The following is a 13,340-nucleotide window of genomic DNA, read 5'->3' as shown; positions in this document are numbered from 1 at the left end:
TGAACCGAATACGAGAAAAGCCGGCCGCCGTCGGCGGTCGGCTCTCTGGAGGCGAATTGTGACTTGAGCCACTGTCCGGTGTGAGGGTCAGGCAGCCTGGCTCGGCTTTTCCGCGCCGAGCGCGCCGAGAGCATGGCTTGCCGCCTGATCGCGACCTGCGCTGGCCGCGTCCATAACGCTAACCACACCGACAAGACGCTTTTCGCTGTTGACCACGGGCATGCGCCGCACGCCGTTGTTCGCCATATTGGCCATCACCTGTTCAACGTCGTCCTCTTCGAAGCAGTATTTCACGTCCTGGGTCATGATGTCGGCCACAGTGCAGCTGAGCCCCCGGCCTTCAGCCACGACCCGCGAGACGATGTCGCGATCGGTGATAGATCCGACCAACTTGTCCTGCTGGCTCACCGGCAAGAAGCCGAGGTCTTCGTCCACCATACGGCGGGCGACGGTTTCAATGGTCTCATTGGTGCTCGCCACCGAGCAACTCTGGTTCATGATCTCAGAAATCTTCATGACGTCCCTCCTTATGCTGTCGGGATGCCCGGCCAACGTCACACACGGCCGCGCGTTCCACACCGGCCGGGCCGTCGGTCCCGATTTCATACAAATCGCGAAATCCTCTTTTTCTCGCCCCAATTCGCCACGCAGAACGCGCCCGGATCGGCCATATCGTCGGGTGGATCAGGATCCCACGACCATGCCGCCGTTGGGATGGAGAACCTGTCCCGACATGTAGGACGCGTCGTCGGAGGCCAGGAAAACATAGCTGGGCGCAACCTCGTTCGGCTGACCGACGCGCCCCATCGGGGAACTTTCGCCATGATGCGCGACATGGTCCGCATCGAAGGAGGCGGGGATCAGCGGCGTCCATATGGGTCCCGGCGCGACGGCGTTTACGCGGATGCCGCGTTCGACAAGCACGTTCGACATGGTTCGGGTGAAGGCCACGATCGCGCCCTTGGTGGCCGAGTAGTCGATCAGCGTCTCGTGGCCCTTGTAGGCGGTCACCGACGTGGAATTGATGATGGCACTTCCCCGCCCGAGATGCGGCAGCGCCGCCTTCGTCATGAAGAAGAACGAATAGACGTTGGTGCGAAAGGTCCGTTCCAGCTGCTCCGGAGACAGCTCCGCCAGGTCTTCGACCTCGTGCTGCTCGCCGGCATTGTTCACCAGAATGTCGAGACGGCCGAAGGCCTCCATCACCCGTCCCACCACCTCGTGACAATGCTCCACCTGACCGACATCGCCGGCATAGGCAATGCAGCGGCGCCCCTCGTCCAGAACCGCCTGCACGGTCGCCTCGGCATCCTGGTGCTCATCGAGATAGGCAATGGCGACATCGGCTCCTTCACGGGCGAAGGCGATCGCTACGGCCTTGCCGATGCCGCTGTCTCCGCCGGTGATCAGCGCAACCTTACCGTCCAGTCTGCCGGCGCCCGGATGGCGCGGGGCGGTATCGGGTTCGGGGCGCATCTTGTCCTCGAGACCCGGCTGGCGGTCCTGTGTCTGGGCGGGCTTTCGATCGCTCATGGCGGGCTCCCTGGAGATTAGCGCTCTGAGCGGCAGAACCGCATGCGGCACGGATTGTTCCAGCATCTCGGGTCTCGCCGCTAGCCTGCGCGCTCGTCCCGCAGCCAGGCGAGAACGCGCTGCTCGTCCTCTTCCAGGCCGCTGTCGGCATCAACGGTACCTGTCGCTGCAAGCCTGGCTGCGAGGCTCGCGTCGACGAACCGCTCGAAAACCAGCGGATGGACGTAGCATCGCCGGCAAACGGCGCGGGTGTTGCCGAGGGTGCGCGAGACCTCGTCGAGAGCGGCATTGATCTTGCGCGCCGCATCGGTCTTGCTGGTCGGCGGCTCCTCACCAGCGAGCCGCGTGGCGGCCAATACTGTGCCGGCCCAGGTCCGAAAGTGCTTGGAGGTGAACTCGGCGCCGGAAATCTCACGGATGTAGGCGTTGACGTCCTGGGAGGCGACGGGCCTCGGCTCGCCGTCGTCCAGATACTGGAACAGGTGCTGGCCGGACAATTCGTGGCAAGCCTTGACCACACGGCGGATCCGCCGGTCGGTGAGCCTCAGGCTCCAGGCCTTGCCGGACTTGCCGGTAAATTTCAGCCGCAGCGCGGAGGACTTTTCCTTCAGGTGGCGCCTGCGCAGCGTGGTCAGCCCATAGCTGCGGTTTTCGCGGGCGTAGGCCGTGTTGCCGATGCGCACGAACGTGTGCTCCAGGAGCCAGACGATGGAGGCGAGCACCTTGTTGCGGTCGAGAGTGCGTCGGCGCATGTCGGCATCCACCCGCTCCCGCATGGCCGGTAGGGCTGAGCCAAAGGCCACGAGGCCGTCATATTTGGCCTTGTCGCGCACCTCGACCCAGCGCGGATGGTAGCGATACTGCTTGCGCCCGCGGGCATCGCGCCCGGTGGCCTGGATGTGGCCGGTGTCGAGGGGACAGATCCAGACATCCACGTAGGCCGGCGGAACGGCGAGGCCACGGATGCGCGCGAGGGTAACGCGGTCGCGCACAAGCACACCCTCGGCATCACGATAGGAAAAGCCACGACCGGAACGGCGCCGGGTGATCCCGGGGACATCGTCGCTCATGTAGACGAGCTCTGCGGCCCGGGCGAACTCCTCGGGTGGAGGCGGCACAAGGTCGGTGGTTTCGATCTGCGATTTCATCGAAGGTTCCGATCGGCTGGACAGCATCTCCAACACCGATCGCGGGAGAAACGTTCCCGCGGCGGCTTTCTGCAGAGCCAAAGCGGAACGGGATTTCATTCCCGCTGCGCGGCCAACCGTGAGCAGCGCGTTTCTTGAGAGGACTGACGCCCGCTCCTACTGTGCCCCGACCGACGCACCCGTCGCGTCGTTCCGTCGAGCCACGAGCCACACCGATGTCGTTTCAGCGCCTTTCCCACCTCCAGAAGCTCGAAGCCGATGCCATTCGCATCATGCGCGAGGTGGCTGCGGAGTTCGCCAACCCGGTCATGCTCTATTCGATCGGCAAGGACTCCTCGGTGATGCTGCACCTGGCGATGAAGGCGTTCTATCCGTCGAAGCCGCCCTTCCCACTGCTGCACGTCGATACGACCTGGAAGTTCCGCGAGATGGTCGCCTTCCGGGACGCAACGGCCAAACGGCTCGGGCTGGATCTCATCGTGCACACCAACCCGGACGGGCTGGCGGAGGGCATCAATCCGTTCGACCACGGCGCTTCGCACTACACCCATGTGATGAAGACCGAGGCGCTTAAGCAGGCGCTGTCGGCGCACGGTTTCGATGCCGCCTTCGGCGGCGCGCGTCGCGACGAGGAGAAGAGCCGGGCCAAGGAGCGCGTCTTCTCGTTTCGCAACGAAAGCCACGGCTGGGACCCCAAGAACCAGCGGCCGGAACTCTGGAATCTCTACAACACGCGGATCCGCAAGGGAGAATCGATCCGGGTGTTTCCGCTCTCCAACTGGACCGAACTGGATATCTGGCAGTACATCCGGGCGGAAAACATCCCGATCGTCCCGCTCTACTTTGCCGCTCGCCGCCCCGTCGTGGAGCGCGACGGCACGCTGGTGATGGTCGACGACGAGCGGCTGCCGCTGGCGCCCGGCGAGACGCCCGAGCAGCGGCTGGTCCGTTTCCGCACCCTTGGCTGCTATCCGCTTACCGGCGCCATCGAAAGCGAGGCCACGACGCTCGAAGCAATCGTCGGTGAAATGCTGATCGCCCGCACCTCCGAGCGGTCCGGTCGGCTGATCGACAGCGACGAGACGGCCTCGATGGAAAAGAAGAAGCGCGAGGGCTATTTCTGATGACCAGCACTGCTCTCGACGCGGCCATCGCCGCCGACACGCTTGAGAACCATGCCTCCAAGAGCCTGCTGCGCTTCCTGACGTGCGGCTCGGTGGACGACGGCAAATCCACCCTGATCGGTCGGCTGCTTTACGATTCGAAGCTGATCCTGGAGGATCAGCTTGCGGCACTCGCCCGCGACAGCCGCAAGCACGGCACGGCCGGCGACGACATCGACTTCGCACTGCTGGTGGATGGATTGGAGGCAGAGCGCGAACAGGGCATCACCATTGATGTCGCCTACCGGTTCTTCGCCACCGAGGCGCGCAGCTTCATTGTCGCCGACACGCCGGGCCATGTTCAGTACACCCGCAACATGGCAACCGGCGCCTCCACCGCCGACCTGGCGGTAATCCTGGTCGACGCGCGCCACGGCATCCTGCCGCAGACCCGCCGTCACTCCTTCATCGCGTCACTTCTGGGTATCCGCCACGTAGTGCTGGCGGTGAACAAGATGGACCTCGTCGGCCATTCTGACGCGGCTTTCTTCCGGATCGTTGCCGACTACCGCGCCTTTGCCGAAGGCCTCGGCTTCGAAACGCTGCAGCCGATCCCGATTTCGGCGCGCCATGGCGACAACGTCATGTCCCGGTCCGCGGCCATGCGCTGGTATTCCGGCCCGACGCTCAAGGAGCATCTCGAAAGCGTCGAAATCGCCGACGAGCGGGAGGCGAAGCCCTTCCGGATGGCGGTGCAGTGGGTAAACCGGCCGAACCTGGACTTTCGCGGCTTCTCCGGCACGGTGGCCTCCGGGACCATCCGGCCGGGCGACGAGGTCGTCGTTGCAGGCTCCGGACAGACCTCGAGGGTCAAGGCAATCGTCACGCATGATGGCACCCTCCCCGCGGCCCATGCCGGACAGGCGGTGACGCTGACACTCGAAGACGAGATCGACGTGTCGCGGGGCGATATCCTTGCCAGGGCCGGCGAGCGCCCGGAAGTCGCGGACCAATTCGCCGCCGATCTGATCTGGATGCAGGACGGGCACGACCTGATGCCCGGCCGCCCGTATCTCTTCAAGTGCGGCACGAAGACGGTGACGGCTTCGATCACCGAGCTGAAACACCGCATCGACGTCGACACGTTCGAGCACCTGGCGGCGAAGACGCTGACGCTCAACGAGGTCGGCACCGTCAATCTCTCGCTGTCGGAACCCATCGCGTTCGACGCCTACGCGGACAATCCGGAAACGGGTGCGTTCATCCTGGTCGACCGGCTGACAAACCAGACGGTGGGCGCGGGGATGATCCGGTTTGCGCTGCGCCGGGCGGCCAATATCCATCTTCAGGCCCTGGATATCGACAAGGCTGCGCGGGCCGCGTTGAAAGGTCAGAAGCCCGCCGTCATCTGGTTCACGGGCCTGTCGGGGGCCGGCAAATCGACGATCGCCAACCTGGTGGAAAAGAAGCTCGCGGCGGCCGGCCGGCACACCTACCTGCTGGACGGCGACAATGTCCGGCACGGGCTCAATCGCGACCTGGGTTTCACCGAGGCCGACCGGGTGGAGAACATCCGGCGCGTGGCGGAGACGGCCAAGCTCTTCGTCGATGCCGGATTGATCGTGCTGGTGTCGTTCATCTCGCCGTTCAGGGAGGAACGGCAGCTGGCCCGTGACCTCGTTGAGGATGGCGAATTCCTTGAAGTACACGTGGACACCCCGCTGGCTGTAGCGGAGGCTCGCGATCCAAAGGGGCTGTACCGGAAGGCCCGCGCCGGTCAGATCGCCAACTTCACCGGCATCGACAGTCCGTACGAAGCGCCGGACAATCCGGAACTGCGGCTGGACGCGGGCAATCGCTCGCCGGACGAACTCGCCGACGAGGTCATTCGACTTCTCGCCACCCGCCGTTACGCCTGACCGGTTACCAGGAGAGACGGTCAGCCGGGCCCGAAGAGCGGGCCCGGGCTTCCGTCAGCGCTTGCGGGCGGGCTTTGCTGGCTTGTCCGTTGCTGTGGCCTCGGCCCGATCACGCGAGGGCGCGGTCTCGCCCGTTCCCTGGTCGACCAGTTCCGGGAATTCGCCGAGATTTTCCAGAGCCTCGGGCGGCTCCACATCGTCACCCACGCCCGTTTCGCGTGGCACGAGGGTCGCATCATTGTCCTGCTCGATTGCGACGAGCTCGCTCGCACGCTCCCAGTGATCGAGCTCTCGGCCTTCCGGCCGCCCTTCCTCTACCCAGATCTGGTAAGCCTTCTCGCGTACGCGCTGTTCCGGCAAACGGCTGACATCGGCCATCTGATCGCTCCCTGTTCGGATCCGCTTCCGCTCGCCGGCGGAATCAAAGCAGGAAACGGCATTCCACGACTCAATGTTCCCGCGACCGGACGGAACGCGGGGCCCCGCGCGACCGTTTCCCGCACAGCATGAGCCAAGCCCAAAAACCGGCCGGGGCCCGATGCCGAGTGGACAGGAGTTCGTCCGATGAGGCTTTCCCAACAGGAATTCGCAGTGCTCGACGCGATGGCGCGCCTGCACACCGACCACGGCGAGTATCTCGCCGCAGAAACGATCGCCAGCGACCTTCAGGACATGGACCGGAACATCGTCGCCAACGTGCTTAGCGGACTGGAGCGCAAGCAGTTCGTTCAGTTCGATGAAAAGCGATGCGCGACCATTACCGAATTCGGAGGCGCAGCCCTGAAAGCGATGTGACCACGCTTAGAACCGTTCAGAGAGGCCTGTAAGCGACGAGAATGGCCCCGGCGGCGATGAGACAGACACCGATCCAGTTGATGGTCGACAGTCGCTCGCCGAGGAAGGCAACGCCAAACACAGCCACCATGACCACCGACAGCTTGTCGACGGGAGCGACGCGCGCCGCGTCCCCGAGCTTCAACGCGCGGAAATAACACAGCCACGACGCGCCCGTCGCGAGCCCGGACAGGACGAGGAAGACGGCCGAGCGCGGCGCGACCGACTGCAGGCTCTGCCAGCCGCCGGTGACGGTCAGAAGCAGCGCCAGCGCGGGGACGATGACCAGGGTCCGAAGGAAGGTGGCAAAGTCCGAGCCGACGGATTGGACGCCGATCTTGGCGAAGATCGCGGTGAGCGCCGCGAAGACGGCCCAGACCGGCCAGAATGAAAACAGCGCTGTCATGTGCTTCTCCCGTGTTGCGGTCTCGCCGCGAAGCATGTCCGAGTTGCGCCTGACACACCCGCCTTGTCCAACACCCTGCAATCGTCGATCTTTCCACCGCCGCCGGTCATGCTAGACTGTCTGCGGATCTGCGGGGGGCGTGGCGAGCGGGGGAAGAGGCAGATGATCGACAGCTATCTCGGGGTAATGCGCAACTACGTGACCTTCAGCGGTCGTATCGCGCGCAAGGACTACTGGCTGTACATCCTCGCCTACATCATCCTTCTGATCATCGCCGGCCTCATCGATGGGATGCTCGGATTCGGGTGGACCGATGGCTCCTATTACGATCCGGTCTCGAGCCTCGTTAGCCTTGTCCATCTGCTGCCCTCCCTCGCTGCCGGTTTCCGACGCCTGCACGATGTCGGTCGAACCGCCTGGTGGTACCTCATCCTGCTCGTGCCGCTCATCGGAATGATCGTGATCCTGATCTTCCATGTTCAGCGCGGAGACGAGGGGCCGAATGACTACGGTCCCGATCCGCGCAACGCGATGGCCTGAGCGGCCAGCCCGCTCCAGACATCCATCAGCCTGCCACGACGCTCCGGTTCCGGCTTCGCCTGATCTCATCAGGCGAAGCCGTTTTGCATCAAACAAAGTTGTTTGATGCGCAATACAAGCATAATACCAAATAATTATTCTAATTCCATTTGACTGATAAAGTCATTGCGCCAGATGATCTCGGATAGTCGGAAGTGGTGGGCTTCTCGACTCGCATGAACCTAAGGAGGAGATCATGTGGAAGATCAAGAATGGGACCACACTCGCCTCACTCGCCGCGGTTTCGGCGCTTTCTTGCTTCGCCTTCACAAGTCTTCCCGCGGCGGCTCAGGGCATCGGCGCAAACAATGAGGCTGTCGGTGTCGGGGCGGCCGGCGTCGGTGTCGGACTGGGCGTCAGCAACCGCGGCGTCGGCCTGGGAGCCAGCGTGGGCGGATCCAACGGCGTCAATGCCGGTGCCGGGCTCGGCAGCACGTCATCGTCCGGTCTCGGAGTTGGTGCTGCCGCGTCGGTCGGTGGCACCAACGGAGTCAACGCCGGAACAGACGCGACAGTCGGTGGCTCCAACGCTGCGACAGCCGGCCTTGGAGCCAGTGTTGGTGGCAGCCAGGGCGTGAACGCCGGGGTCGGCGCCTCGGTGGGCTCGGGCGTGAATGCGGGCGCCGGAGCGTCGGTCGGCGGGTCGTCGGGTATCGGAGCGACGGGCACTGCCTCGGTGGGTGGTTCGGGCGGAACCGGTGCCGGTGTGGGGGCCTCGGTCGGCGGTTCGGGCGCTTCGGCGTCCGCTTCTGTTGGCGGCGCCGGCGGAGGGAGCCCAGGAACCGGCGGCGGCACGCCAGGTGGCGGCTCCGGCGGCGAAGGCGTCGCGGGCGCTGGTGGCGGCCAGGGTGGCGGCCAAGGTGGCGGCTTCCTGTCCGGCCTCTTCGGTGGCGGCAACACGAGCTTTTCCACCAACACCGCCCCAACGGATGTGCCGGACACGTCGGCAACGGTGTCGCGCGCGGCGAGCACGGGCACCCTCACCACCGCGACGCTCGGCAATCGGCTCGCGGCCATGGCGCCGGATCGGAAAGAAGCTCTGATGGCCCAGTGCGCCTCCGTGCTGGAGAACCCGAACCGCAATCCGCGGTCGCTGCAGGATCTCTGCATGCTCGCCAACGAGCTGCGCTAGTCCGTCAAGCACGAGGTGATTGTCGCGGAGCCCGCTCTGAGGGGAAGCGGTCCCCGCGGATCAAACGATAAGGCGACGGCCGGGCGGCGATGCTGCTCGGCCGTCTTGCGTTCTGGGGGCCACACCTTTTCGGATGCGACTATCCCGCGGCCTTGAAGGGCGACGGACCGGTCAGGGCCGTCCAAGCATCGTACTGGGACAGAAACACCCGGCCATTCAGGTCCTGCAGGAAATGCGCGGTCTTCAACCGATCCATGACCGGTCCCTTTACCTCGCTGAGATGCAACCCCACCCCGAGGTCCTTGAGCCTGTGGTTGACCGCCTCGAGCGTCTCAACGGCGGAGAAATCCACCTCGTTGACCGCAGAGAACATCAAGATGACGTCGCGAATGCCGCTCCCCTCGGTCACCCGGTCCTGGACGAGGTCCTCCAGGAAGCGAACGTTGACGAAATAGAGGCTTTCATCGACGCGCAATGTCAGCACCTTCGGATCGGTCTCGACGGTGTAGCGCTTGATGTTGCGGAAGTGCTGGGTGCCCGGCACAAGCCCCACTTCGGCGACGTGGGGGCGCGCCGTCTTGGAGAGATGCAGCGCGACGGAGAGCAGCACGCCGGCGGCGACGCCCACCTCGACGCCGGCCCCGAGCGTCAGCACGATGGTGGCGGCAACGGCAGCGAAATCGGCTCGCGAGTAGCGCCACGTCTTCTTCAGGATGGAGAAATCGACGAGGCTCAGAACGGCCACGATGATGGTGGCGGCGAGCGTCGCCTTGGGCAGAAAGTAGACCAGTGGCGTAAGCGCCAAGGAGGCAACCGCCAGCCCCACGGCGGTGTAGGCGCCGGCGGCCGGCGTCTCGGCGCCGGCATCGAAGTTGACCACGGAGCGGGCGAAGCCGCCCGTCACCGGGTAGCCGCCTGTGAAGGCCGCGCCGAGATTGGCGGCGCCGAGGCCGATGAGCTCCTGGTCGGGATTGATGCGCTGGCGTTTCTTGGCGGCCAGTGTCTGGGCGACGGAGACGCTTTCCATGAATCCGATGATGGAGATGAGCACCGCGGGCAGCACCAGCTCGGAAATCAGATCCATCGTCAGGCCGGGCATGGTGAAGGGTGGCAGGCTCTGGGGCACCTCGCCGACGATGGCGACGCCACGGTCCGCCAGGCCGAGCCCCCAGGCGGCGAGTGTGGTGACCACCACCGCCGCGACGGGACCGGCCTTGGTGGCGATGTCGGCAAGGCGGGGACCGACGCCGATCCGCCGCAGCAGCGGCTTCAGCCCTTTGCGCACCCAGAAGAGAAAGCCGGTGGCCAGCACGCCGATGACCAGCGTGACCGGGTTGATCGAGCCCAGCTGGACCACGAGCGCCTCAACCATCTCGACCAGGGTAAAGCCGCCGGCCCTGATCCCGAGGATGTGGCCAAGCTGGCTGGTGGCGATGAGGATGCCGGACGCGGTGATGAACCCGGCGATTACCGGATGGCTGAGGAAATTGGCGAGGATGCCCAGCCGGAAGATGCCGAGGAGCAGCAGAAAGCCGCCCGACAGGAGAGCCAGCGTCAGCGCCGCCACCGCGTAGCCCGCCGTCCCCTGCTCCGCCACCTGGCCGATCGCCATTGCGGTCATCAGCGAGACGACGGCCACCGGACCGACGGCGAGCGCGCGACTGGTCCCGAAGATCGAGTAGAGCAGGATCGGCACGATGGAGGCGTAGATGCCCGCTTCCGGCGGCAGGCCGGCCAAAAGCGCATAGGCAAGCGATTGCGGGATCAGCATGATCGTCACGATCAGCGCCGCAATCAGGTCATTGGACAGGGCGTTGCGGTCGTAGCGGCGGCCCCAGTCGAGAACCGGGACGAAGCGGGCAAGGCGCTGCATGGATCTGCCTTCAAATGAGACGGGCGCCGCGCGCAATGCGGCTCCGCCGGCTGGCCGGCTCCGGCATCAGAACGATGGCGCAGCCGGGACAGCCCGTTCGCAAGCACGCGGTCCGGGGCCAGCGCGTCGGAGCCGGCCCCGCCCGCGATCAGTCGGTGGACCGCGCCGTGACCTTCTCGGGCTTCGCCATCCATTCGCGGCCCCGGAGCATCGCCTTCCAGTAAACCGGCGGGAGGATGCGCTCCTTCAGGAGCCATGCGGCCCGGGTCGGCTTCGTGCCGTCGATCAGCCAAGACGGAAAGGATGGCTTGAGAGCACCGCCGTAGCCGAACTCGGCGAGCACGATCTTGCCGCGCTCCACGGTCAGCGGGCACGAGCCGTAGCCGTCATACTGGGCCACCGGCGAATGGCCGCCGATGTCGGCGACGATGTTTTCCGCAACCGTCGGCGCCTGCTTGCGCGCTGCCGCTGCGGTCTTGGCGTTGGGCGCGTTCATGACGTCGCCGAGCGACCAGATATTGTCGAAGCGCTTGTGACGCAGCGTTGCCTGGTCGACGTCGACCCAGCCGGCCGTATCGGCCAGCGGCGACACGCGGATGAAGTCCGGCGCGGTCTGCGGCGGGCAGACGTGGATTATGTCGAACTCGACGGCGACCTCGCGCGGCTCCTTCTCAGGTTCGGCCACCTTGAAGGTGGCCGTCTTCGCCGACCCGTCGATGGCCACGAGATTATGGAAGAAGTTCAGCGTGGCATCGTATTTCTTCACATATTCCATCAGCGCCGGGACATAGTCCTTGACGCCGAAGAGCACGCCGCCGGCGTTCATGAACTGAATGTCGATGTCCTTCAGCACGCCACGGCGGCGCCAGGCGTCGCCCGACAGATAGAGCGCCTTCTGAGGCGCTCCGGCACATTTGATCGGCATCGGCGGCTGGGTGAACAGCGCCCTGCCCCGGCTCATCTCGGAGACCAGCTTCCAGGTGTAGGGCGCCAGGTCGTAGCGGTAGTTGGAGGTGACGCCGTTGCGGCCGAGCGTCTCTTCCAGCCCCTCGACGGCGCCCCAGTCGAGCTTGAGCCCGGGGCATACGACCAGCCGGTCATATTTCACCACCCGGCAGCCATCGAGCACGACCGCGTCGTTCTCCGGTTCGAAAGCCGCGACGGCCGCCTTGATCCAGTGCACGCCGCGCGGGATCAGGCTGCCCATGGTCTTGGCGGTGTCGCTGGCCTCGAAGATGCCGCCGCCGACCATGGTCCAGCCCGGCTGATAATAGTGGATGTCGGCCGGATCGATGATGGCCACGTCGAGGCCCGGCATGCGCGCTTTGAGACTGGCAGCCACCGAGATACCCCCGGCGCCGCCACCGATGACGACCACCTGATGATGGACATCCCCCATGTTGGTCGGAGTGCGACCAGCATTCGTGATGCGGCGAGCGACGCCGTTCATGTCGTAGCCGGCGGCCTTGGTCTTGCCGAGGATCTCCGGCAGCGGGCGACTTTCCGCCTGGGCTAGGGACCAGAGCGTCGCCGACCGCGTGCCGGTGCGGCAATAGGCAAAGACAGGTCCTGGCAGGTCGCGCAGCGCCGCGGCGAAGGCATCGGCGTCCGCGTCTGTCACCTTGCCGGCCGTAACCGGCAGGTAGCGGAACTCCAGCCCCACGTCCTCCGCCATGGTCTGGATCTCGGCGTGGCCGGGCTGGTCGGCGCTTTCCGCATCGGGACGGTTGCAGATGACGGACCGGTAGCCCTGCCGCCGGATCTCGGCGAGGTCGGCTACTCCGATCTGCGGGCCGACGGAGAGCGTGTCATCGATGGTCCGGATATCCATGGAATCCTCCTGGAAGGCTGGTCTTCTCGGTTTGTTGCGGCGCGGGCGGCCCGACGCTGGTCGACCGCCCGCCCCGACATGGGCTCAGAGCCCGTTCAGAGGCACCTTGAGGAAGCGCTTGCCATCTTCGTCGGCCGGCGGCAGCTCGCCGCCTCGCATGTTCACCTGCAGCGACGGGATGATCAGTTTCGGCATGGCGAGCTGGGCGTCGCGCTCGGTGCGGAACCTGACGAATTCTTCCTTCGTCTTGCCGCCACCGACGTGGATGTTGTGGGCCTTCTCCTCGCCGACGGTGGTCTCCCACTGGATGTCGCGCCCGTTCGGCCCGTAGTCGTGGCACATGAACAGCCGCGTCTCGTCCGGCAGGCTGAGCACCTTCTGGATGGAATCGTAGAGCACGCCGGCATCGCCGCCGGGAAAGTCGGCCCGGGCGGATCCGCCGTCCGGCATGAACAGCGTGTCGCCCACGAAGGCGGCGTCTCCCATCACGTGCGTCATGCAGGCCGGGGTGTGGCCGGGCGTGTGGATGGCAAGGCATGTCATGCCGCCGACGCTGTAGGTGTCGCCGTCGTCGAACAGCCGGTCGAACTGCGAGCCATCGCGCTGGAACTCGGTGCCCTCGTTGAACACCTTGCCGAAGGTGTCCTGAACCACCGTGATGTTGCGACCGATCCCGATCTTGCCGCCGAGCCGGTCCTGGATGTAGGGGGCCGCCGACAGGTGGTCCGCGTGGACATGGGTTTCGATCAGCCACTCGACATTGAGATCATGGGAGGTCACCCAGTCGATGATCTCGTCGGCGTGGTCGTAGGTGATGCGGCCAGCGGCGTAGTCGATGTCCATGACGGAATCGACGATGGCGCAGGCGTTGGAGCCCGGATCCTTGACCACGTAGCTGATGGTGTTGGTGGCCGGATCGAAGAAGCCCTTCACCTCGGGCCGAACCGACGTGTCGATCTGAAAACCGCTCATGATTTCCTCC

The 13,340-nt window shown here is 65.3% G+C and carries 13 protein-coding genes; 5 read left to right on the top strand and 8 right to left on the bottom strand.

Annotated elements, in window-relative coordinates; translation table 11 throughout:
• Positions 1-87: 87 nt before the first annotated feature.
• From C507_RS0119330 to C507_RS0119320, 3 genes are all read right to left on the bottom strand, one after another.
• Positions 88-516, bottom strand: a complete 429-nt coding sequence (locus C507_RS0119330; RefSeq protein WP_018701375.1) for a CBS domain-containing protein — start codon at positions 514-516, stop codon at positions 88-90.
• Positions 517-684: 168 nt separating this feature from the next.
• The gene (locus C507_RS0119325) at positions 685-1,533 is read right to left on the bottom strand and encodes an SDR family oxidoreductase (protein WP_018701374.1); all 849 of its coding nucleotides are present in this window, start codon (positions 1,531-1,533) and stop codon (positions 685-687) included.
• Positions 1,534-1,613: 80 nt separating this feature from the next.
• Positions 1,614-2,681: a DNA topoisomerase IB gene (locus C507_RS0119320; protein ID WP_018701373.1), complete on the bottom strand. Its 1,068-nt coding sequence runs from the start codon at positions 2,679-2,681 to the stop codon at positions 1,614-1,616.
• A gap of 215 nt (positions 2,682-2,896) precedes the next feature.
• On the opposite strand from C507_RS0119320, the gene cysD reads away from it, so the two are divergent.
• Positions 2,897-3,805, top strand: coding sequence for a sulfate adenylyltransferase subunit CysD (cysD, locus tag C507_RS0119315; RefSeq protein ID WP_018701372.1), 909 nt, complete (start codon positions 2,897-2,899; stop codon positions 3,803-3,805).
• Complete coding sequence (gene cysN, locus C507_RS0119310; RefSeq protein WP_018701371.1) at positions 3,805-5,703, top strand: sulfate adenylyltransferase subunit CysN; 1,899 nt, start codon at positions 3,805-3,807, stop codon at positions 5,701-5,703. Before cysD ends, cysN begins: the two co-directional genes overlap by 1 nt.
• A gap of 54 nt (positions 5,704-5,757) precedes the next feature.
• On the opposite strand, the gene C507_RS22125 is transcribed toward cysN, so the two are convergent.
• Positions 5,758-6,081, bottom strand: a complete 324-nt coding sequence (locus tag C507_RS22125) for a DUF2934 domain-containing protein (RefSeq protein WP_018701370.1) — start codon at positions 6,079-6,081, stop codon at positions 5,758-5,760.
• A 213-nt stretch (positions 6,082-6,294) separates the two neighbouring features.
• Between C507_RS22125 and C507_RS0119300 the strand changes: the two genes are divergently transcribed.
• A complete protein-coding gene (locus tag C507_RS0119300; RefSeq protein ID WP_156829397.1) occupies positions 6,295-6,498 on the top strand; it encodes a hypothetical protein in 204 nt (67 codons plus the stop codon).
• A 16-nt stretch (positions 6,499-6,514) separates the two neighbouring features.
• Here C507_RS0119300 and C507_RS0119295 read toward each other — a convergent pair whose 3' ends face one another.
• Positions 6,515-6,943, bottom strand: coding sequence for an EamA family transporter (locus tag C507_RS0119295; RefSeq protein WP_018701368.1), 429 nt, complete (start codon positions 6,941-6,943; stop codon positions 6,515-6,517).
• 162 nt (positions 6,944-7,105) lie between these two features.
• On the opposite strand from C507_RS0119295, the gene C507_RS0119290 reads away from it, so the two are divergent.
• Together C507_RS0119290 and C507_RS22120 are read left to right on the top strand one after the other, a co-directional pair.
• Positions 7,106-7,483, top strand: coding sequence for a DUF805 domain-containing protein (locus tag C507_RS0119290; RefSeq protein WP_018701367.1), 378 nt, complete (start codon positions 7,106-7,108; stop codon positions 7,481-7,483).
• A 235-nt stretch (positions 7,484-7,718) separates the two neighbouring features.
• On the top strand, positions 7,719-8,654 hold the full coding sequence (locus tag C507_RS22120) for a hypothetical protein (RefSeq protein WP_018701366.1): 936 nt from the start codon (positions 7,719-7,721) through the stop codon (positions 8,652-8,654).
• A 139-nt stretch (positions 8,655-8,793) separates the two neighbouring features.
• Here C507_RS22120 and C507_RS0119280 read toward each other — a convergent pair whose 3' ends face one another.
• The 3 genes from C507_RS0119280 to C507_RS0119270 all read right to left on the bottom strand — a co-directional run bounded on the left by C507_RS0119280 (position 8,794) and on the right by C507_RS0119270 (position 13,330).
• Positions 8,794-10,527: a SulP family inorganic anion transporter gene (locus C507_RS0119280; RefSeq protein WP_018701365.1), complete on the bottom strand. Its 1,734-nt coding sequence runs from the start codon at positions 10,525-10,527 to the stop codon at positions 8,794-8,796.
• Positions 10,528-10,675: 148 nt separating this feature from the next.
• Positions 10,676-12,358, bottom strand: coding sequence for a bifunctional protein tyrosine phosphatase family protein/NAD(P)/FAD-dependent oxidoreductase (locus C507_RS0119275; RefSeq protein WP_018701364.1), 1,683 nt, complete (start codon positions 12,356-12,358; stop codon positions 10,676-10,678).
• Positions 12,359-12,442: 84 nt separating this feature from the next.
• Positions 12,443-13,330, bottom strand: a complete 888-nt coding sequence (locus tag C507_RS0119270) for an MBL fold metallo-hydrolase (RefSeq protein WP_018701363.1) — start codon at positions 13,328-13,330, stop codon at positions 12,443-12,445.
• Between the last annotated feature and the right edge of the window lie 10 nt (positions 13,331-13,340).

Origin of the sequence: Amorphus coralli DSM 19760 (assembly GCF_000374525.1) — a bacterium.
GTDB lineage: Bacteria > Pseudomonadota > Alphaproteobacteria > Rhizobiales > Amorphaceae > Amorphus > Amorphus coralli.
Note: the sequence above shows the minus strand (reverse complement) of the source record. Positions and strands in the feature narration are given on the sequence as shown.